Origin of the sequence: Acidaminococcus sp. (assembly GCF_050873445.1) — a bacterium.
GTDB lineage: Bacteria > Bacillota > Negativicutes > Acidaminococcales > Acidaminococcaceae > Acidaminococcus.
On record NZ_JBNMIU010000042.1, the window covers coordinates 1 to 21078 of the forward strand.

General features: G+C 54.6%; 17 protein-coding genes. All 17 read left to right on the top strand.

The genetic code is table 11. From position 1 onward, the window contains the following. Window positions 1-80 precede the first annotated feature (80 nt). Window positions 81-2708: an alanine--tRNA ligase gene (gene alaS / locus ACR0QW_RS07920; protein WP_432643151.1), complete on the top strand. Its 2628-nt coding sequence runs from the start codon at window positions 81-83 to the stop codon at window positions 2706-2708. Between the two features lie 32 nt (window positions 2709-2740). Beyond that, on the top strand, window positions 2741-3271 hold the full coding sequence (locus tag ACR0QW_RS07925; RefSeq protein ID WP_432643152.1) for a TetR/AcrR family transcriptional regulator C-terminal domain-containing protein: 531 nt from the start codon (window positions 2741-2743) through the stop codon (window positions 3269-3271). Between the two features lie 64 nt (window positions 3272-3335). Continuing rightward, window positions 3336-3596, top strand: coding sequence for an IreB family regulatory phosphoprotein (locus tag ACR0QW_RS07930; protein ID WP_432643153.1), 261 nt, complete (start codon window positions 3336-3338; stop codon window positions 3594-3596). Further along, window positions 3596-4015 (top strand): Holliday junction resolvase RuvX, encoded by a 420-nt coding sequence (gene ruvX, locus ACR0QW_RS07935; RefSeq protein WP_432643154.1) that lies wholly within the window; start codon window positions 3596-3598, stop codon window positions 4013-4015. The genes ACR0QW_RS07930 and ruvX overlap by 1 nt, the downstream gene beginning before the upstream one ends. A 2-nt stretch (window positions 4016-4017) precedes the next feature. After that, complete coding sequence (locus ACR0QW_RS07940) at window positions 4018-4332, top strand: DUF1292 domain-containing protein (RefSeq protein ID WP_432643155.1); 315 nt, start codon at window positions 4018-4020, stop codon at window positions 4330-4332. 14 nt (window positions 4333-4346) lie between these two features. Next, complete coding sequence (mltG, locus tag ACR0QW_RS07945; RefSeq protein WP_432643156.1) at window positions 4347-5396, top strand: endolytic transglycosylase MltG; 1050 nt, start codon at window positions 4347-4349, stop codon at window positions 5394-5396. Next, complete coding sequence (locus ACR0QW_RS07950) at window positions 5393-6628, top strand: peptidase U32 family protein (protein WP_432643157.1); 1236 nt, start codon at window positions 5393-5395, stop codon at window positions 6626-6628. Before mltG ends, ACR0QW_RS07950 begins: the two co-directional genes overlap by 4 nt. A gap of 96 nt (window positions 6629-6724) precedes the next feature. Beyond that, window positions 6725-7774: a M24 family metallopeptidase gene (locus ACR0QW_RS07955; RefSeq protein WP_432643158.1), complete on the top strand. Its 1050-nt coding sequence runs from the start codon at window positions 6725-6727 to the stop codon at window positions 7772-7774. A gap of 43 nt (window positions 7775-7817) precedes the next feature. Further along, window positions 7818-8375, top strand: a complete 558-nt coding sequence (efp, locus tag ACR0QW_RS07960; protein ID WP_432643159.1) for an elongation factor P — start codon at window positions 7818-7820, stop codon at window positions 8373-8375. A 91-nt stretch (window positions 8376-8466) separates the two neighbouring features. Next, the gene (locus ACR0QW_RS07965) at window positions 8467-9075 is read left to right on the top strand and encodes a histidine phosphatase family protein (protein WP_432643160.1); all 609 of its coding nucleotides are present in this window, start codon (window positions 8467-8469) and stop codon (window positions 9073-9075) included. 124 nt (window positions 9076-9199) lie between these two features. Continuing rightward, the gene (locus ACR0QW_RS07970; protein WP_432643167.1) at window positions 9200-10048 is read left to right on the top strand and encodes a DUF2156 domain-containing protein; all 849 of its coding nucleotides are present in this window, start codon (window positions 9200-9202) and stop codon (window positions 10046-10048) included. Between the two features lie 12 nt (window positions 10049-10060). Continuing rightward, window positions 10061-11245 (top strand): GNAT family N-acetyltransferase, encoded by a 1185-nt coding sequence (locus ACR0QW_RS07975; protein WP_432643161.1) that lies wholly within the window; start codon window positions 10061-10063, stop codon window positions 11243-11245. 11 nt (window positions 11246-11256) lie between these two features. Beyond that, entirely contained in the window at window positions 11257-15033 is a 3777-nt protein-coding gene (locus tag ACR0QW_RS07980; RefSeq protein WP_432643162.1) for a phosphoribosylformylglycinamidine synthase, read from the top strand. 197 nt (window positions 15034-15230) lie between these two features. Next, entirely contained in the window at window positions 15231-18158 is a 2928-nt protein-coding gene (locus ACR0QW_RS07985) for an insulinase family protein (protein WP_432643163.1), read from the top strand. Between the two features lie 119 nt (window positions 18159-18277). Beyond that, window positions 18278-19318, top strand: a complete 1041-nt coding sequence (locus tag ACR0QW_RS07990; protein ID WP_432643164.1) for a 3-deoxy-7-phosphoheptulonate synthase — start codon at window positions 18278-18280, stop codon at window positions 19316-19318. 13 nt (window positions 19319-19331) lie between these two features. Continuing rightward, window positions 19332-19745 (top strand): amino acid-binding protein, encoded by a 414-nt coding sequence (locus tag ACR0QW_RS07995; RefSeq protein WP_432643165.1) that lies wholly within the window; start codon window positions 19332-19334, stop codon window positions 19743-19745. Between the two features lie 211 nt (window positions 19746-19956). Beyond that, a partial coding sequence (locus tag ACR0QW_RS08000) for a cation diffusion facilitator family transporter (RefSeq protein WP_432643166.1) occupies window positions 19957-21078 on the top strand: 1122 nt, incomplete at its 3' end.

The window sequence follows — 21078 nt, forward strand, 5'->3', positions numbered from 1 at the left end:
ATTTATAAGATACGAAAGACGATACTTTTCTGGCTGATGGAATGTTCTGTTCTGCTGGAACCAAATTGGGAGAGTTGGTAATGAAATATTTAAGTGGTAATGAGATTCGACAAAAATATCTGGATTTCTTCAAGGAACGGGGCCATCTGGTACTGCCCAGTGCATCCCTGATCCCTCATGATGATCCGACGCTGCTGCTGATCGGTGCCGGTATGGCACCTTTCAAACCGTATTTCACCGGCAAGGTCAAACCGCCGGCAACCCGTATCACCACCTGCCAGAAATGTGTACGTACCGGGGATATCGAGAATGTAGGCCGTACTGCCCGTCACCATACGTACTTTGAAATGCTGGGGAACTTCTCCTTCGGCGACTACTTCAAGAAGGAAGTGATTCCCTGGGCCTGGGAATTCCTGACGAAGGTGCTGGAACTGCCTGCCGACAAACTCTGGATCACCGTATACCCCAAGGATCAGGAAGCCTACGACCTGTGGCATGATGTGTGCGGCGTACCGGCCGAACGGATCGTGAAACTGGAAGACAACTGGTGGGAAATCGCCAGCGGCGGTCCCTGCGGGCCTGATTCTGAAATCCATATCGACCTGGGTGAAGACCGGGGCTGTGGCCGTCCGGAATGTGGCCCGGGCTGCGACTGCGGCCGGTTCCTGGAACTGTGGAACCTGGTATTCACCCAGTACAACAAAGAACCGGACGGCAGCTATACTCCTCTGCAGCATAAGAACATCGATACCGGTCTGGGTCTGGAACGGGTAGCTTCCGTACTGCAGGAGAAACCCAGCAACTTCGAAACCGACCTGATTTTCCCGATCATCGAATACGCCTGCAAGGTTTCCGGCAAGAAATACAATGCTGATCCCAAAGACGACATTTCCCTGAAGGTCATTGCAGACCATGCCCGTTCCGTCACCTTTACGATCGGCGACGGCATCCTGCCTTCCAACAAAGGCCGGGGCTATATCCTGCGCCGGGTACTGCGCCGGGCCATCCGTCACGGCCGTCTGCTGGGCATCCGCAAGGAATTCCTGGTGGGAGCTGCCGACCTTGTCATCGATATGTACGGCGGACATTATACCGATCTGAAAGAAAAACGGTCCTATATTGAAAAGGTCATCGCCATGGAAGAAAACAGCTTCCTGCAGACCCTGGAACAGGGGACCGATCTGCTGAACCAGAAAATCGATGCCATGCGCAAAGAAGGCAGCACCGTCCTGAAGGGCGAAGATGCCTTCCAGCTGTACGATACCTTCGGCTTCCCCTGGGAACTGACGGAAGAAATCCTGGAAGAACAGGGCTTTACCATGGACAAGAAGGGCTTTGAAGCTGCTATGGAAGCCCAGCGGGAAAGAGCCCGTGCTGCCCGGAACGATAAGGAAGGCAAGCCCGTGTTCTATGAAACCCGTCATCTGGGTCTGGGCAAACTGACTGTGGATGAAAACAGCAAGAATGGCAAAGTGGCTGCCATCTTCCCGATCCACGAAACCCAGCCCATCGAAAAGGCCAAAGCCGGGGATGAACTGGCTGTGATCCTGACCAACACTGCCTTCCACGCTGAAGGGGGCGGTCAGTTGGGCGATACCGGCCGTCTGGTGTCTGACAAGGGCATCTTCGATGTGACCGATACCAAAAAACTGGCCGATGGCTACACCATCCAGCTGGGTACCCTGGAACAAGGTACCCTGGCTGTGGGCGATGATATGGAATTTGAAGTGAACTTGAAACGCCGGGCTGACATTGCCCGGAACCATACGGCCACCCATTTGCTGCACGCAGCCCTGAAACAGGTGCTGGGCAGCCACGTGAACCAGGCGGGCAGCTATGTGGGCCCGGATCGTCTGCGTTTTGACTTCTCCCATTTCTCTCCGCTGACGGAAGAAGAATTGACGAAAGTGGAAGATATCGTCAATGAAAAGATCCTGGATGCAGTGGACGTGGAAATTTCCCAGCAAGAACTGGAAAAAGCCAAAGCGATGGGGGCCATGGCTCTGTTTGGTGAAAAATACGGCAAGGTCGTTCGTGTTGTGAACGTACCGGGGTACAGTATGGAACTGTGCGGCGGTGTCCACGTTTCCAATACCAGCCATATCGGCCTGTTCAAGATCCTGTCCGAATCCAGTGTGGGCGCCGGTGTGCGGCGGATCGAAGCAGTGACCGGACGGGGTGCTCTGGCCTATACACGTGAACTGGAAGACCTGATCGAAGAGGCTTCTTCTGCCGTGAAGGGCCGTCCTACCACCCTGGTAAGCCGGATCAACGCCCTGCAGGAAGAACTGAGAAGCGAAAAGCATCGGGCCGACGATCTGGAAAAGAAGATGGTGGCTGCCCAGGCCGCCAGCGTCACGGAAGATGCCAGGGACGTAAAGGGCGTGCCTGTACTGGTTCAGGAAGTGAAGGTCCAGGATGTGGAAAGCCTGCGGAACATGGGCGACACGCTGCGGGATAAGACCGGCGGTGTTGTGGTCCTGGCTGCTCCCATGGCAGCTGACAAGGTGAACATCCTGGTCATGGCTACGAAAGATGCTGTGAAGAAGGGCGTCCATGCAGGCAAGCTGGCCAAGGGCGTGGCCCAGGTCATGGGCGGCAACGGCGGCGGCCGGCCGGATATGGCCCAGGCAGGCGGCAAGGATGCCTCCAAACTGCAGGCTGGGCTGGATGAAGCCTGGAAACTGGTGGAAGCACAGATCCACTGATTGCGATTGCTGAATAAAGAAGGTGCTGGAGTATGGATCCAAAGGAAAAACTGGGGAAGGCTCTTTATCATCTGCTGGAAAAGAAACATTTGCATGACATCTCTCTTGAGGAGATTGCCCGGGACGCCGATCTGAAGGTAGAGGATTTCCATCGGGAATTCAAATCCAAACGGGCGGCGGCCCACTGGGTGTATCTGCACATCCTGTCCCGGCACGGCAGGGATATCCTGAAGAGCCGGTGCTGGTCGGAAGCACTGTACAAGAAGTTCCTGCTGTATCAGGCCAACCTGAAGTTCCTGCAGAACCTGTACGTAAGCTGTGATGTGGAGGAAATCCGGCAGACCAACCGCCGTTTCGTCCGGGACGCCTATCACCTGATGCTGAAAAAGGCGGGGGCGGATCTGGACAATCCGCACATCCAGTTCGCTACGGAAATGGTTGTTTATGGGGGAGAAGAAATGACCATGCGCTGGATCCTGGATGGGATGAAAGTGCCCATCGAAGTGATGCTGGTGCTGTTCCAGGAGTCCATACCACTGATTATCAGTCAATATTTCTATTAAGGAACGGGGTAGGGGTTGTCGCAAGGCAACCCCTATTGCCGGTTCCTGGCAGAGGAGGAATAATATGTCTCGTACAACACAGGAAACTACCATGTTCAAACCGGTCCCGGAGACCAAGAGCGTAGCCGAGACGATCCGGGAAGTGGCTGATGCCCTGAAGGAAAAGGGTTATAATCCCATCGATCAGCTGGCAGGATACCTGCTCAGCGGGGATCCTGCCTATGTGACCAGCTACAAGGACGCCCGGCTGAAAATCCGCCACTTCGAACGGTATGAACTGATCGAAGCACTGCTCCAGAACTATCTGGAGGATACGGATCGCTGATGAGGATCATGGGATTGGATCTGGGTACCCGCACCATTGGGGTGGCTGTCAGTGACGAAACCGGGTTTATTGCCCGGGGCGTGGAAACCATCCGCCGGCGGAGCCTGGAAAAGGACCTGGCCAGGCTGGAAGAGCTGGTACAGGCAGAAGAGGTGGGGCAGTTCGTACTGGGCTATCCCAAGAACATGAATGGTACCATCGGTGACAGAGCCAGGGCCAGTGAAGAATTCAAAACCATCCTGGAGGAACGCTTTCCGTCCATCCCTGTTGTGCTGTGGGATGAACGGCTGTCCACGGTTGCTGCGGAAAAAGTGCTGATCGAGGCGGATCTCCAGAGGAAAAAAAGGAAGAAAATCATCGACATGATGGCCGCCGTGGTCATCCTGCAAAATTATCTGGACAGCCCGAGGAGGCAATGACAATGGCAAAGGAAGAGAAGGACCTGCTGCAGACAGAAGACCAGGAAGCTGTGGTGGTGATTACGGACGAACAGGGCAATGAAAGCTATTACCTGGAAGAAATGGTCATTCCCATGGACAACAAGAACTTCGCCCTGCTGACCCAGGTGCCCGAAGATGACGATACGGACCCGGATGATGCAGAGGACAATGTGATCATCGCCCGGATGGACTTCGACGATAACGGGGACCCGGTATATCTGGATCCCACTGACGAGGAATTCGAAGCGGTGCGCAAGGCCTACGAAGAAATCATGGACGAAATGGACGCCCAGTAAGAGAGATAGATACGATGCGGAAAAAATTCTTACCTGTTGGCCTGGCATTGGCACTCGCCATCAGCTTTGGCGGCTACTGGTATCTGGATTACTTCAATACCAACACCAGCCTGGCCACGGGCCAAAAGGTCCAGTTCACGGTGACGGAGGGCATGACAACCTCTGACATCGCCAAACTGCTCCATGACAAGAAACTGATCCAGACACCGGAATCCTTCCGGCTGGCGGCCAAGCTGAAAGGACTGGACAGCAAGCTCCAGGCCGGCAAATACGAAATCGTGGCAGGCATGAGCGACCGGGAAATCATCGACATCCTCTCCAAGGGCAAGGTCCATACCCAGACTTTTGCCGTGCCGGAAGGGGCCACCATTAACGAAATCGCCCTGAAGCTGGAGAAAGATCATCTGGGCAGTGCCCAGGCTTTCAAGGACGCCTGCAAGAATTACACACCCTACATTTACATGGAGACTCAGAATCCCAATGTGATGTACAGGGCAGAAGGGTTCCTGTGCCCGGCCACCTACAACATTCCGGAAAACACTACGGAAAAGGATATCGTGACCATGATGGTGCAGCAGTTCAACAAGAAACTGACACCGGAAGTGCGGGATGACCTGCGGGGCAGCTATTTGTCTCTGCGGGATATCGTGACTCTGGCCTCCATGGTGGAAAGGGAAGCCACCCATAAGGAAGAGATGCCCCTGATTGCCGGTGTGTTTGAAAAACGGCTGCAGAAGGGTATGCCTATCCAGTCGGATACGACCATCCAGTACATCATTGGAGCCCAGAAAAAGGTGGTCACCTATGACGATCTGAAGCTGGAATCACCCTATAATACGTACCTGAACAAGGGCCTGCCCCCGGGACCTGTGGGCAATCCCAGCATGGATGCCATCCGGGCAGTGATCCACCCGGTGATGACTGATTACCTGTACTTCGTGGCCGATGACCAGGGATACCATCACTTTACCAAGACCTATGAAGAACATGTGAAGATGATCCAGAAGCTGAATCCCGGTGAAGCCATCGGAGAAGCGGAAAATATGGGAGAACAAGAACAGTGAACAAACCGGAACTGCTGGCTCCTGCCGGGAGCCTGGAAAAAGGTAGACTGGCCCTGCTCTATGGGGCTGATGCCATTTATTTGGGCGGCAAGGCTTTTGGCCTGCGGGCCTTTGCAGCCAATTTTTCCCTGGACGAAATCCGGGAAATCTGCGAGTTTGCCCACGCCCGGGGCAAACGGGTCTATGTGACCGTGAATATCTTTCCCCACAACAGTGACCTGCCTGCTTTGCCGGGCTACTTGCGCAGCCTGGAGACCGCCGGTGTGGATGCCCTGCTGATCTCTGATCTGGGTGTCTGGGCCACAGCCCGGGAAGTGGTTCCCAATATGCATCTGCATGTGAGCACCCAGGCCAATACGACCAATTATGCCACGGTCCGGACTTGGGAAAAGCTGGGTGCCAGCCGGGTGGTCCTGGCCCGGGAACTGTCTCTGGAAGAAATCCGCCAGATCCGCCAGAAAACAAAGGTGGAACTGGAAGTATTCGTCCACGGGGCCATGTGTATCAGCTACAGCGGGCGGTGTCTTCTGAGCAATTACTTCACCGGCCGGGACAGCAACCGGGGAGCCTGCGCCCAGGTGTGCCGCTGGGAATTTTCCCTGACAGAGAAAAACCGGCCCGGTCAGCAGTTCGATGTGGCTGAAGATGAACGGGGTACTTACATCATGAATTCCAGGGATTTGTGCCTGATCGACTACCTGCCTCAGCTCATGGAAGCCGGGGTCAGCAGCCTGAAAATCGAGGGCCGCATGAAGAGCATCCATTATGTATGCTCCGTGGTGGCGGCCTATCGGCGGGCCATTGATGCCTGTTATGCGGACCCGGCCCATTACACTGTCCCCCAGGCATTGAAGGATGAACTGGAGAAAGTGTCCCACCGGCCCTATACCACCGGGTTCGCCGTGCACAAGACGGGTCCGGATGATCAGGTATATACCACCAGCAGTTATGAGCAGACAGCGGATTTCGTAGCCCTGGTCAAAGGGTACGATGCTTCTGCCAATCGGGTAACCCTGGAGCAACGGAATAACCTGAAAGAAGGACAGCAGCTGGAAGTGCTCACCCCCAGCGGAGAACGCTTCTCGTGGGTGCTGGAGGAGATGGAGGATGCGGCAGGCCAGCCTATTACCGTGGCACCCCATGCCCAGATGGTGTTCACTGCCAGGGGAGATTCCCGCATGGAAGCATGGGCTCTGGTACGGCGGCTGCACCCAATTCAAAAGAAATTGTAACAAAGTATATAGAAACCCTTGCTTTTTGGGGCAATTTAAGAGTAAAATAGATTAGTCGAATTCTTTCTGACTGAATGACGCAGAGGAGACGATCGAATGAGCGCATTGGACAGATTGCGAGCTTATCTGGAACAGGAGAAAGTGGACGGAATCTTCATCAAGGGAGATTCTTCCATCCGTTACTTCACGGGCTTCACCGGGGGTGAAAGCCTGCTGTATGTGGATGGAAAACGGGCAGTGATCATCACTGATTCCCGGTATACCCTGCAAGTTAAGCAGCAGGCACCGGAGTGCGAACTGGTGGAACACCGGCACGGATTCTGGCCAGAGGCTGCCAAACTGCCAACCAGCAGCAATCTGGCTCTGGATGGGGACTATTTCTCCTACACGGAAGAATGTGCTTTGGCGGGCGTTCTGCCCCAGGCTCACTGGAAGAATGTGAACCTGGTGGGCCTGCGGGCCGTGAAGACGGAAGAGGAAATGAAATCCATCCGCAAGGCGGTGGCTATTTCCGATGAAGCCTTCCTGCAGCTTCTGCCCCATATCCGAGCCGGCCGCAAAGAAAGCGACCTGGCGACGGAACTGGAGTACAATATGCGGAAGCTGGGTTCCACGAAACCTTCCTTTGAAACCATTTGTGCCTCCGGCAAACGGAGCGCCCTGCCTCATGGCGTAGCTTCTGAAAAGGTGGTGGAGGAGGGTGATTTCGTCACCTTCGACTTTGGGGCCACTTACAATGGGTACTGCTCCGACATCACCCGTACAGTGGTGGTCGGCAAGGCGGCTCCCTGGCAGAAAGAAATCTATGACATTGTCTTAAATGCCAATCTGCTGGGCGAAAAGACACTGAAGGCCGGACTCACTGGTATCCAGGTGGATAAAGCCGTGCGGGATTACATCACCGGTAAGGGCTATGGTCCTGATTTCGGTCATGGACTGGGACATGGCGTGGGCCTGGACATCCACGAGAAGCCGGTGCTGAACAAGGCCAATGATCAGCCGCTGCCGGCTGGGGCGGTGGTCACCATCGAACCGGGGATTTACCTGCCCGATCAGGGCGGTCTCCGGATCGAAGATACCTGCCTGGTCACTGAAACCGGGTGCGAACGGCTTACGTCCGTTCCCAAAGAACTGGTAGAATTATAAATTCAAATATACTGTTTAGAAACTATTTTTGGAGGTTGTTTTCATGATTTCTACAAACGATTTTAAAACTGGCGTAACGGTTGAAATTGACGGTAATGCTTGGCAGGTCGTTGAATTCCAGCATGTAAAACCGGGCAAAGGCGCTGCTTTCGTACGGGCTAAAATGCGCAACCTGTGCACTGGCGCTGTGGTTGAACGGACTTTCAACGCTGCTGAACGTCTGCCCAAAGCCGTTGTGGAAAGAAAGAACATGCAGTATCTGTATGAAGCAGACGGCACCTATGTATTCATGGATAATGAAACCTATGATCAGATCGAACTGAACAAGGAACAACTGGGCAATGCCATCAACTTCCTGAAGGAAAACATGGACGTGAAAGTCATTTCCTTCAACGAACGGATCCTGGGTATCGAACTGCCCAACACTGTTGAACTGACTGTAGTTGAAACCGAACCGGGCATCAAAGGCGATACTGCTACCGGCGGCAGCAAGAACGCCAAGATGGAAACCGGCTATGTGGTGAAGGTTCCCCTGTTCATCAACGAAGGGGATGTTCTGCAAATCGACACCCGCAGCGGCGACTACATCGCAAGAGCATAATCAGAGTTTCCATAAGGAGCTGTTGTCACCTGGCGACAGCTCCTTTTTGCTCAAACGGGAAACCAGGTACAGAAAGTAAGGAAAACGCATCATGAAAACAATCTATCTGGTCCGCCATGGAGAAACGCTGGCCAACCGGCAGGGTATCCTCCAGGGCTGGAGCAACAATCCCCTGGACGACACCGGAGAAAAGCAGGCTGCGGCTCTGGTAGCGAGAGCCGAACGGGTTCCCCTGGCGGCCATTTACACCTCGGATCTGATCCGTACCCGGCAGACGGCGGCCCCCCTGGCGCAGGCCAGAGGTATCCAGCCCATTGTGCTGCCCGGGCTGCGGGAAGTGTCCTTCGGCAAATGGGATGGGCATCATCTGGATGAAATCCAGGAAAAAGACCCGGAGACCCTGCGGGATATTTTCCTGAAGCCGGCGCAGGTTGATCTGGAGGCTGAAGAAGACCTGTACGCCAGCCAGAAGAGGGGATGGAAAACCTTTAAAGGGCTGGTGGAGAAAATGGAACCGGATACCAGCATCCTGTGTGTCAGCCATGGCGGCCTGATCCGCCTGCTGGTATGCAGCCTGTTAGATATCCCTATCGATAACATGTGGAAGCTGAGCCTGTACAACACTGCGTTCGTACAGGTGGTAGAGACAGAAAAATACGGCTATCGCGTGGACAAGTTGAATGATATGGGGTTGCTGTAAGGCCGTTTCTGGTTATGGCCGCTTTCACCTCTTGACTTCATCTGTTATAATATAATTTACAAATACAAATGAGGGAGCGATTCTTATTTTAGAATTTAAGCATATCACCATCGATGATAAACCTATTTTCGATGATTATTTTACAGAGGAAGACTATCATGCGTCCGAGTGCTGCTTTGGTTCCATCTTTATCTGGCGGAAGCAATATGACAGTTATTGGGCGATCTGCCACGGCTGCCTGATCATCAAGGTCACTGTGAAGGGTACCACTTTCGTACTGTCTCCTTTTGGCGGTGTGAACGAGGATCTTCCCAAAGTGCTGTGTGCCCTGAAACAGTATTTCAAGGGGGAACCTTTCGAAATGCATGGTATCTACGAGCACACCATCGAACGGTTCCAGAAATATCTGCCCCAGGTAAATAAATTTACTCCGGACCGGGACAATTGGGACTATGTGTACCAGCGTGCCAGCCTGGCCAGCCTCAGCGGGCGCAAACTGCACGGCAAGAAGAACCATTATAATCAGTTCATCAAGGACCATCCGGATTTCGTCTATGAACCCATTACTTTGGAGAACAAGGATGAATGCATCGAATATGGCCGTCAGTGGGTGGAACAACGGGAATTGACGGATCCTTCTATTGTGGCTGAATATGACGCCATCAAAGAAGGACTGGACAACCTTGAAAAACTCCAGATCCGGGGCGGACTGATCCGCCTGGACGGACAGGTAAAAGCCTTTACCTTTGGAGAACGGGCCGGCAAGAACACAGCGGTGGTCCATGTGGAAAAGGCGGATCCGGATATCCGGGGCCTGTTCACTGCAATCAATAAAGAATACATCGACCATACCTGGCCCGATGTGACCTATATCAACCGGGAAGAGGACATGGGCAAGGAAGGGCTCCGGGAAGCCAAGGAATCCTACAAGCCTGTGTTCATGGTGAAAAAGTACAATACCATCATCAAATAAGGAGAGACAGCCATGGATTTCCGTTTGCTGCAGACCCAGGCACTGCCTCAGGCAGCGGACCTTTGGGATTATTGCTTCGAGAAGAAGGGGACCCCGTTCTATGAATGGTACTTCAAGGAATATGCCCTGAAACAGAACCGTATTCTAGGCGGTTTTCAGGATAACGGGAAACTGGTGACCATGCTCCACTTGAATCCTTATGTACTGCGTCTGCGGGGCCGGGACTGGAAAATTCCCTATATCGTGGGAGTAGCTACGGATCCGGTGGCACGGGGCCGGCATGTAATGGGTGAACTCATGGATACGGCTTTCACCACCCTGCGTGCCCTGAAGGTACCCTTTGTGATCCTGATGCCCATCTACGCCGGTATCTACCAGCCCTATGGATTTGCCTGGACCCATCTGCGCAAGAGTTACAGTCTGCCTCTGGCCCGGCTGGATCTGGCCGGTCATATGATAGATGGCTTTGCAGTGGAGCGGATTGATACCCGCACTGCGGAAAAGGTCCTGGCTCCGGTGTATGAACGGGTCATGAAGCGGTACCACGCCACCGTGGTCCGGGATCATCGGGTATGGGAAAACACCTTGACCACTGCTGCCCAGGAAAATTTCGAGACCGTCATTGTGAAAGTGGACGGTGCACCGAGAGCTTATGCGTTGTATAATAGAGAAGAGGAAACGGTTACTGTACAGGAGATGCTGGCAGTGGATGCTCCGGCTAAGGTACGGCTGCTCCAATATTTCAAGGGGCTGGCCGGTATCTACAAGACCCTGAAATGGCTGGCAGCGGACGACGATCTGACCTGGCAGCAGCTGCCCGATCAGAGCCTGGCACCCAGGGAGGCTCCTTTCATGATGGGTCGGGTGCTGAACGCCGCCGCCTGTCTGCAAAGCCTGCCTGTACCGGAAAATCTCATGGGAAGGGAACTGGTCCTGGCTCTTAAAGATGAACAGATCGCCCTGAACACCATGCTGGTGAAGGTGCAGTTCACCAAAGAAGGCACCAGGCTGCTGAATACCGTGGATGACCCGAAGGTATTGATGGATGTGGAGAGTTTCACCCAGCTGTTCTTCGGTTTCCAGGGCAGCCGGGACCTGGAAAGGGCCGGTGCCATTTACGTGGCCGACGAAGAAACAAGAGAAATCCTTGACAAATTGTTCCCGCGGGAGAATAATTTTATCAATGAGTATTTTTAAGGGAGGCTGTCATGAGCGACACGATTAGAAGAATCTATGTGGAAAAGAAAAAAGCGTATGCTGTAGAAGCCGCAAACCTGTGTGCGGATCTCCAGCAGACCCTGGGGCTTACCAACCTGAAGAGCGTTCGGATCGTGAACCGGTACGACCTGGAAGGACTGGATGAAAAGGCCTATGAAGAAGCCAAGACTCTGGTGCTCAGTGAAGCACCGGTGGACATGGTCCGGGACGAAGAACTGGAAATCCCTGCCGGGGTGCGCAGCTTTGCCGTGGAACTGGTACCCGGCCAATATGACCAGCGGGAAGATTTCGCTGCCCAGTGCATCCAGCTGATTACCCAGGGCAAGCGCCCCATCGTGGCTGCTGCCAAAGTGTTCCTGCTGGAAGGGGACTTGTCTGACGCCGACTTTGAAAAGATCAAACATTACTGCATCAACCCGGTGGAAGCCAGGGAAGCTGCCATCGGAAAACCGGATACCCTGGACATGACCTGGGATGTCCCGAAACCTGTGGCTGTCCTGGATGGTTTCCGCAGCCTGGACCGGAAGAGCCTGGAAGATTTCTTGAACAAACAGGAACTGGCCATGAGCCTGGACGACCTGGCCTTCATCCAGGAATACTTCAAGAAGGAAGACAGGGATCCCTCCATTACGGAAATCAAGGTGCTGGATACGTACTGGTCCGATCACTGCCGGCACACTACTTTTGAGACCCGTCTGGAAAATGTGTCCATCGATGACGGTGTGTACACTGAACCTGTAGCCGAAGCCTTTGACCTGTACAAGAAGGACCGTGCGTTCGTTTACGGTGCCGATACAAAACGCCCCATCACTCTGATGGATATGGCCTGCCTGGCTACCAAGAAACTGAAGAAGGAAGGCAAGATCCCTGATCTGGATGCTTCCGAAGAAATCAATGCCTGCAGCATCGTAGTGCCCATCACTGTGGATGGCAAAAAAGAAGACTGGCTGGTGATGTTCAAGAACGAAACACACAACCATCCTACTGAAATCGAACCTTTCGGCGGTGCGGCAACCTGCCTGGGTGGCGCCATCCGTGATCCCCTGAGCGGCCGTTCCTATGTATATCAGGCCATGCGGGTTACCGGCAGCGGTGATCCCCGTACTCCCTATGAAAAGACCCTGAAGGGCAAACTGCCTCAGCGGAAGATCACTCTGGGTGCGGCTGCCGGGTACAGCTCCTACGGCAACCAGATCGGTCTGGCCACCGGTTCTGTAGAAGAATATTATCATCCGAAGTTTGTTGCCAAGCGCATGGAAGTGGGTGCCGTGATCGGTGCGGCTCCCCGGGACGCTGTGGTCCGTGAACGTCCGGCTGCCGGCGACCTGATCGTCCTGCTGGGTGGCCGAACCGGCCGTGATGGCATGGGCGGCGCTACCGGTGCCTCCAAGGAACACACCACCAAATCCCTGAGCGAATGCGGTGCTGAAGTCCAGAAAGGGAATGCTCCCAACGAACGGAAAATCCAGCGCCTGTTCCGGGATCCGGAAGTGACCCGTCTGATCAAACGGTGCAATGACTTTGGTGCCGGCGGCGTTTCTGTTGCCATCGGCGAACTGGCTCCCGGCCTGGTCATCAACCTGGACAAGGTGCCCAAGAAGTACGAGGGCCTGGATGGCACGGAACTGGCCATCAGTGAATCCCAGGAAAGGATGGCTGTATGCATTGCGGCCAAAGATCTGGATCAATTCATGGCCGCTGCCGATAAGGAAAACCTGGAAGCTACGGTTGTGGCTGAAGTGGCCGAAGATCCCCGTCTGGTCATGTACTGGAGAGGGGAAAAGATCGTGGATCTGTCCCGTGCCTTCCTGGATACCAACGGCATCCCGCAAAAATCCAATGTAGTCGTGGATGGGGTCACGGAAGAATCCGTGTTCAACAGTACTCCTGCTGAAGTGGAAGATAAGAAAGACATCAAGGCCGCCTGGCTGGCCAACCTGGATCGTCTGAACGTGTGCAGCGAAGAAGGGCTGGGCGAACGGTTCGATGGTTCCATCGGCCGGGGCAGCGTTCTGATGCCTTATGGCGGCCGCAATCAGCTGACCCGCACGGAAGGCATGGCCGCCCGTCTGCCGGTGCTGGGCGGAAAGACCAATGCCACCAGCATCATGGCCAGCGGCTATGACCCCAATGTGGCCTGCTGGAGCCCGTACCATGGTGCCATGTACGCCGTGGTGGAGGCAGTATGCCGTGCTGCAGCCATGGGTGCGGATCCTGCAAAGCTGCGTCTGTCCATGCAGGAATACTTCCCGAAACTCCATACGGAACACACCTGGGGCCGTCCGTTCGCTGCTCTGATGGGCGCCTATAAGGCCTGCTGCGAACTGGAACTGCCTGCCATCGGCGGCAAGGATTCCATGAGCGGTACCTTCATGGATCTGGAAGTACCTCCTTCCCTGATCTGCTTTGCTGTAGGCGTCATGGATGGACGGGATACGATTTCCAACGAATTCAAACAGGCCGGCCACAAAGTGGTGTTCATCCCTGTACCCTGCGATGAACACGAAGTGGTGGATTATCCCGCTTTGAAGACCCTGCTGGCCAATGTGCATAAAGGCATCTTGGGCAAGCGGATCGTTACGGCCGGCGTGGTGAAAGAAGGCGGCGTGGCCGCTGCACTGAGTACCATGTGCTTGGGCAACGGTCTGGGCTTCAGCTTCGTGAAACCCTTCCTGCATGAAGAATGCCTGTTTACCCTGCAGCCCGGCGGGTTCCTGGTGGAACTGGCTGATGATGCTGAGGCGGATAAGGTATTTGCCGGGAACGACTTCCTGGAACTGGGCCATCTGACTGACGATGCTGCCATCACCGTGAACGATACGGCCATCAGCCTGTCCGAAGTGAAGGATGCCTACACCGGTACCCTGGAAAAAGTATTCCCGTCCGTGGTGAAAGATTCCGGCAAAGAGCTGTGCAAGATGCCATACTTCAAGAATGACCTGCCCCTCACTGCTCCGTACAATGTGGCGAAACCCCGGGTGTTCATCCCCGTATTCCCAGGTCTGAACTGTGAATACGATACGGCCGCTGCTTTTGAAGACGCTGGTGCCAAAGCGGATATCTTCGTGGTCCGCAATCTGACTCCGGAAGCCATCAAAGAGAGTGTGGAAGAAATGGCAAAACGGATCAAACAGGCACAGATCCTGGCCATCCCCGGCGGATTCTCTGCCAGTGATGAACCGGAAGGCTCCGGCAAGTTCATTGCCACCATGTTCCGGAACCCGGCTCTGAAAGAAGCCGTGCTGGATCTGCTGTACAACCGGGACGGCCTGGCTCTGGGTATCTGCAACGGCTTCCAGGCCCTGATCAAACTGGGTCTGGTTCCCTACGGCGATATCCGTCCGCTGGCCGGGACTTCTCCGACTCTGACCTTCAACACCATCGGCCGCCACATCTCCCGGATGGTGGAAACGAAGGTGGTTTCCAACAAATCCCCGTGGCTGTCCCTGTGCGAACCGGGCGATATCCATACGATTGCCATTTCTCACGGCGAAGGCCGGTTCGTGGCTACGGAAGAAGAAATCAAACAACTCTTCAAGAATGGCCAGGTGGCAACCCAATATGTGGACCAGGCAAGGAATCCCACCATGGAAAGCCCCTATAACCCCAACGGTTCTCTGTATGCCATCGAAAGCATCACCAGCCCGGACGGCCGTGTCCTGGGCAAGATGGGGCATACCGAACGGTTTACCGATGGTCTGATGAAGAACATCCCGGGCAACAAACTGCAGCCTCTGTTCCTGGGCGGCGTGCAGTACTTCAAATAATTCCACAACCAAGGGGCTGTCGCAATGCGGCGGCCCCCTTATTTATGAACCGGACGCGGGTGCACCGGCGACCCTTGGTGCGCCCCTGCGGTAGGGCTGCTTTCCGTAGGGGTTTACCAAGACCGGCCGCAGGCCGTGTCACCCGGTAAACCCGCCCCGTTGATTTTGCATTTCAGCAAAAGGAGATCTGATACAACATGGAACTGACTGTCCATAGCCAACACCATGGATTTACTGTCGATCGGGTGACTGATTTGCCCGATATCGGTGCTACTGCTTATGAAATGACCCACACCAAGAGCGGGGCCCATCTGTTCTACTTGGCCACGAAGGACGATAACAAGGTCTTTACCATCGGCTTCCGGACTCCCAGCCAGGACGATACCGGCGTGGCCCACATTACGGAACACTCTGTACTGTGCGGCAGCCGCAAATACAAACTGAAGGAGCCTTTCGTGGAACTGGTGAAGGGGTCCCTGAATACTTTTTTGAATGCGATGACCTACACGGACAAAACCGTGTACCCGGTAGCCAGCCGCAACGACAAAGACTTCCGGAATCTGGTGGATGTATATCTGGATGCGGTGTTCTATCCGCTGATCGCTGAGAACCCTTTTACCCTGCGCCAGGAAGGCTGGCACTATGAACTGGGTGCCGGTGACGATAAACCCCTGGTCTACAACGGGGTGGTGTACAACGAAATGAAGGGGGTCTATTCCTCTCCTGATGCCATCGAGGAACATGAAATCTGCAAGGCCCTGTTTCCGGACAGCCCGTACCGTTTCGAATCCGGCGGCCTGCCCAGTGCCATTCCCGGCCTGACCCAGGAAGGGTTCGTGGCTTTCCACAAGAAGTATTACAGCCCGGAAAACAGCTATCTCTACCTGTATGGGAATATGGATATCGATGACTATCTGGACTACTTCGACCGGGAATATCTGAGTGCTTTCCCCAGGACTGGCACCCTGAAGGTGGAAATCCCGCTGCAGGCTCCCTTCGACCAGACGAAGGAAGTAAAGGCAACCTATCCGGTGCCCGTGGGTTCTGACACGAAACACAAGACGTACCTTTCCATGAATATCGTAGTGGGAAGCGCACTGGACCAGAAGCGGATCATGGCTCTGAAACTTTTGACCCATGTACTGCTGGACGGCAACAACGCACCCCTGCGGCTGGCCCTTCTGCGGGCCGGTATCGGGTCCGATGTATCCGGCAGCCTGAACGGCTCCCAGCTGCAGCCTGTGTTCACTGTGGAAGTGAGCGGCGCCGATCCTGAAAAGGAAGATGAATTCGTGAAGGTGGTGTATCGTACCCTGCAGGAACTGTCCCGGAACAAGATTCCCCGGCGGCTGCTGGAAGCGGAACTGAACTCTGAAGAATTCAAGATGCGGGAAGCGGACTTCAATATCTATCCCAAAGGCCTGATTTATGGCTTGAACGTGATGGAAACCTGGCTGTATGGCGGCGACCCCACTACCTGCCTGCAGTTCACCCAGTGCCTGGACTTTCTGCGGAGCGCCATCGACAAGGGGTACTACGAACAGCTCATCGAAACGGTACTGCTGGATAACACCCACAAGTGCCTGCTGACCCTGACCCCGGAACCGGGCAAGGAAGAGAAAGAAGCCGAAGCCGCCAAAGAGAAGATGGCCGCTCTGAAAGCTACGTTCAGTCCGGAAAAACTGGATGAAGTGGCCAGGACCGCCGATGAACTCCATGCCCGGCAGGCAGCTCCGGACAGCCCGGAAGCCCTGGCGTCCATCCCTCTGCTAAAGCGGGCCGACATCACCCGGAAGAACGATTACGAACATCCTCAGGTGGCCAGAGACGGCAAGCACACCAATCTGTATCTGGAGCAGTTCACCAATAAAATCGCCTATTTCGACTGGTGCTTCGATATGACCGGCGTTCCCGATGATCTGTTGTGCTATGCCTATCTGCTCACCGATGTGCTGGGCAAGGTGGATACGGATGATTATTCCTACGAGGAACTGACTACTCTGGCCGATTTGTACCTGGGCGGGCTGAATTTCGAAGTGAAACCCTATGCGCTGTACAATGACACCAACAACTACCGCAACGTGTTCAAGGTGTCTGCCAAGGTACTGGAAAAGAACGAGGACAAGCTGTTCGACATCCTGGGCAGCATCGCCCTGCACAGCCATGTGGATGATAAGAAAAGGCTGAAGGAAATCGTCAGCGAAGTAAAGACCGACTGGGACAACAATTTCTTTGCACGGGGCATGACGGTTGCCACCATCCGGCTGACCAGCTATTTTTCCCGCAGCGGCCGCAGCCTGGAACATGATCAGCTGACCTATTATCAATTCCTGCAGGATCTGTGGGCCCACTTCGACGAGAAAGTGGATGGGGTGACTGCGAAACTGCAGCAGCTGCTGCCGGCTTTCTTCCACCAGGATGAACTGATGGCTTCTCTGAGCTGTGAAAAGGAAATGGAAACAGCCGCCCGCAGCAAAATGGATGCGTTCGTGGCCCGGCTTCCGCATTCTCCCTATGCCGGAAAAGCTATGCCGGAACTGCCTCTGGGCGAGATTGACGAAGGCATCACCACCAGCGGCAAGGTGCAGTATGTACTGGCCGGAGGTAATTTCCGGGATCATGGCTATGAATATACCGGTGCTATGAAGGTACTGGAGACCATCCTGCGCTATGGCTATCTGTGGACCAGGATCCGGGTCCAGGGCGGTGCTTACGGGGCCGGTGCCCGGTTCGATCCCAGCGGGGTCATGTACCTGTCCAGTTACCGAGATCCCAAACTGGCGGAAAGTCTGCAGGCCTATCGGGGTTTGCCCGACTATCTGGAAAAGTTCGAAGCCTCTGATCGGGAAATGACCAAGTACGTAATCGGCACCATCAGCCTGGTGGATACGCCTCTTACTCCGGCCATGCACCTGGAGAAGGCCATTACTACGGTGCAGAAACAGCTGCCGGAAGCCCTGGCCCAGAAGAAACGGGACCAGATCATCGACTGCAGCGTGGAAGACATCCGGGCTCTGGCACCTTTGGTACGGGATGTAATGGCGGATGGCTATCTGTGCGTGGTGGGTGGTCAGACCAAAATTGAGGAGAACAGGGATCTGTTCCATAAGATCCTGAAGGCCTGATACTGACAAAAAACGTCAAACTGCCTCACAAGACATTGAACTGCTCAGCATCTGCTGGTGCAGGGCGGAAAAATCAATGGAAAATAATGAAAAGAAAGCAGACACAAAGGAGGAAGAACATGGAACTGGAGATGGAGTTCATCCGTAAACTGCCCTCCCCCCAGGAACTCAGAATGGAGCATCCTGTGGAAGCGGCTGTTTACGAAACGAAACGGCGCCGGGATGCGGAAATCCGCGATATCCTCACTGGCAGGGATAACCGCTTCCTGCTGATCATCGGCCCCTGCTCCGCCGATAACGAGGATGCGGTGGTGGATTACTGCCACCGGCTGGCCAAAGTACAGGAACAGGTGAAGGACACCCTGTACATCATCCCCCGGGTATATACCAACAAACCCCGGACCATCGGGGTGGGGTACAAGGGCATGCTGCATCAGCCCGATCCGGAAGGAAAGGAAGATATGCTGGCCGGGATCATCGCCTGCCGGGATATGCACACCCGGGTGATCCGGGAAACTGGCTTTACCTGTGCGGAAGAGATCCTGTATCCGGAAAACCATCGGTACCTGTCCGATCTGGTGAGCTATGCGGCCATCGGGGCCCGGTCTGTGGAAGACCAGCTTCACCGGATGATCGCCAGCGGCGTGGGCATCCCTGTAGGGATGAAGAACCCCACCTCCGGCGACATCTCTGTCATGCTGAACTCCATTGCGGCAGCCCAGCATGAGCAGCAGCTGCTGTTCCGGGGATGGGAAGTGCGGACCAAAGGCAATCCTCTGGCCCATGCGATCCTTCGGGGGTACGTGGACAAATTTGGCAAGAGCCTGCCCAACTACCACTATGAAGACCTGGTGCGGCTGAACGAAGAATATGCCAAACGGGATCTGCAGAACCCGGCTGTAATCATCGACGCCAACCATGCCAACTCCGGCAAGAAGTACCTGGAGCAGATCCGGATTGCCAACGATGTGCTGTACAGCCGTCACATGAATCCGGATCTGAAGAGACTGGTCAAGGGCATCATGATCGAAAGCTATATCGAAGACGGCAATCAGAAAATCGGCGAAGGGGTTTACGGCAAGTCCATCACTGACCCGTGCCTGGGCTGGGAAAAGACCGAGGCCCTGATTCTGGAACTGGCCGGCCGTATAGATTACTGAGGAGGGAACGAATATGCTGAAACAGATTTCGCTTTTTGCTGCGAACACCGAAGGAGCTCTGGGCAAGATCACCAATGCCCTGGCCAAAGAGGACATCAACATCTATACCATGCTGGCTACTGACAGCGCTGAATTCGGAATCATCCGGCTGATTCTGGACAAACCGGACAAGGGTCTGGACGTGCTGAAGAACGCCGGATACCAGTGCCGTATCGACTGTGTGACCGCCGTGGATATGGGCGGCGATACGCCGGGTACACTGGACAAGATCCTGACGCATCTGAGCCAGGCCAACGTGTTCGTGCGCTATCTGTATATTTCTTTCGATCGGAAGACTGGCAGTCCTATCGTGGTGCTGAAAACCGATGAACCCGAAACGGAAACATTCCTGAAGGGGAAAGGATATACGTTGTTGGACAGATTTTAAGAGCTGCCTATTTTAAAGCTTATAAGACGTAAAAAAGATCCGTCACCGGACATTCCGGCGGCGGATCTTTTCGAATGGAGAGATTCCTTCGGGAAACCCGTCTGGCCAGGTTATCGCAGCCTGTGATAACTCTGCTGCCGTTGCTAACTCCTAACTGCCTGCCTGTGCTATAATAGGGCCGATATTCTATGTATGAAAGGAAGTTTTATCCATGGGAGAACGTCAAGCCTGGCAGCGGGAGGCTGTAATCCTGCGCACCAGTTTGATCGGCATCGTGGTGAACCTCCTGCTGGCCGGTTTCAAGGCGGTGGTGGGGTTCTCCACCCATTCCATTGCCATTTTGATGGACGCGGTGAACAACCTGTCCGATGTACTTTCTTCAATCATCACGGTGGCCGGGGCTAAACTGGCCTGCCGCAATCCGGATTTCGAGCATCCTTTTGGCCACGGCCGCTATGAATATCTCAGCGCTCTGGTCATTTCCATCATCATTTTTTACGCAGGCATTACAGCCCTGGTGGAAAGCGTGAAGAAGATCCTGGATCCGGCTGTCCCGGAATACAATGGGGAGACCATCCTGCTCCTGGTGGTAGCCATTGTGGTGAAAATCGTACTGGGCCGCTATGTAAAAAGCAAGGGACAGCAGGTGGACTCCGGGGCTCTGGTGGGGTCGGGGGCTGATGCCCTGTTCGATGCTGTCCTTTCCTTCTCGGTCCTGTCAGCTGCCCTGGTGTATTTGCACTGGGGGGTGTCTCTGGAGGCTTACGTGGGTGCTTTCATTGCCTGCATCATTTTGAAAAGCGGCTATGGACTGCTGCGGGATACACTGAATGAGATCCTGGGGGAACGTCCCAATCCGGTGCTGGTACGCCAGATCAAGAATCTGCTGGTGGAGGAACCGGAAATCCGGGGGGCCTATGACCTGATGATCAACAACTATGGTCCGGGGCGGAATTATGCATCGGTGCACATCGAACTGCCGGATGTCATGACGGTGGAGCAGGTGGATGAATTGACCCACCGGATCCATAAGAAGGTATTCCAGGCCACCGGAGTGAGCCTGACGGGGGTAACAGTGTATTCTTTCAATACGAAGGATCCGGAGGCAGCGAGAATTCGGGAGGCAGTGACCGAACGGGTCATGAAGCACGCCTGGGCGCTGCAGGTACACGGGTTCTATGTGGACCGGAAGAAGAAACAGATGCGCTTCGATGTGGTGATTACCTTCAGTACCAATCGCGACCGGGCAGCCAAAGAGCTGAAAGAGGAGCTGGAACCTCTGTATCCGGGGTACTGGATTTCGGTGGATACGGATATGGATATTTCAGCACTG

Coding starts and splice junctions, on each gene's coding strand:
- alaS (WP_432643151.1), top strand. CDS start 81: ATGAAATATTTAAGTGGTAATGAGATTCGACAAAAATATCTGGATTTC.
- ACR0QW_RS07925 (WP_432643152.1), top strand. CDS start 2,741: ATGGATCCAAAGGAAAAACTGGGGAAGGCTCTTTATCATCTGCTGGAA.
- ACR0QW_RS07930 (WP_432643153.1), top strand. CDS start 3,336: ATGTCTCGTACAACACAGGAAACTACCATGTTCAAACCGGTCCCGGAG.
- ruvX (WP_432643154.1), top strand. CDS start 3,596: ATGAGGATCATGGGATTGGATCTGGGTACCCGCACCATTGGGGTGGCT.
- ACR0QW_RS07940 (WP_432643155.1), top strand. CDS start 4,018: ATGGCAAAGGAAGAGAAGGACCTGCTGCAGACAGAAGACCAGGAAGCT.
- mltG (WP_432643156.1), top strand. CDS start 4,347: ATGCGGAAAAAATTCTTACCTGTTGGCCTGGCATTGGCACTCGCCATC.
- ACR0QW_RS07955 (WP_432643158.1), top strand. CDS start 6,725: ATGAGCGCATTGGACAGATTGCGAGCTTATCTGGAACAGGAGAAAGTG.
- efp (WP_432643159.1), top strand. CDS start 7,818: ATGATTTCTACAAACGATTTTAAAACTGGCGTAACGGTTGAAATTGAC.
- ACR0QW_RS07965 (WP_432643160.1), top strand. CDS start 8,467: ATGAAAACAATCTATCTGGTCCGCCATGGAGAAACGCTGGCCAACCGG.
- ACR0QW_RS07975 (WP_432643161.1), top strand. CDS start 10,061: ATGGATTTCCGTTTGCTGCAGACCCAGGCACTGCCTCAGGCAGCGGAC.
- ACR0QW_RS07980 (WP_432643162.1), top strand. CDS start 11,257: ATGAGCGACACGATTAGAAGAATCTATGTGGAAAAGAAAAAAGCGTAT.
- ACR0QW_RS07985 (WP_432643163.1), top strand. CDS start 15,231: ATGGAACTGACTGTCCATAGCCAACACCATGGATTTACTGTCGATCGG.
- ACR0QW_RS07990 (WP_432643164.1), top strand. CDS start 18,278: ATGGAACTGGAGATGGAGTTCATCCGTAAACTGCCCTCCCCCCAGGAA.
- ACR0QW_RS07995 (WP_432643165.1), top strand. CDS start 19,332: ATGCTGAAACAGATTTCGCTTTTTGCTGCGAACACCGAAGGAGCTCTG.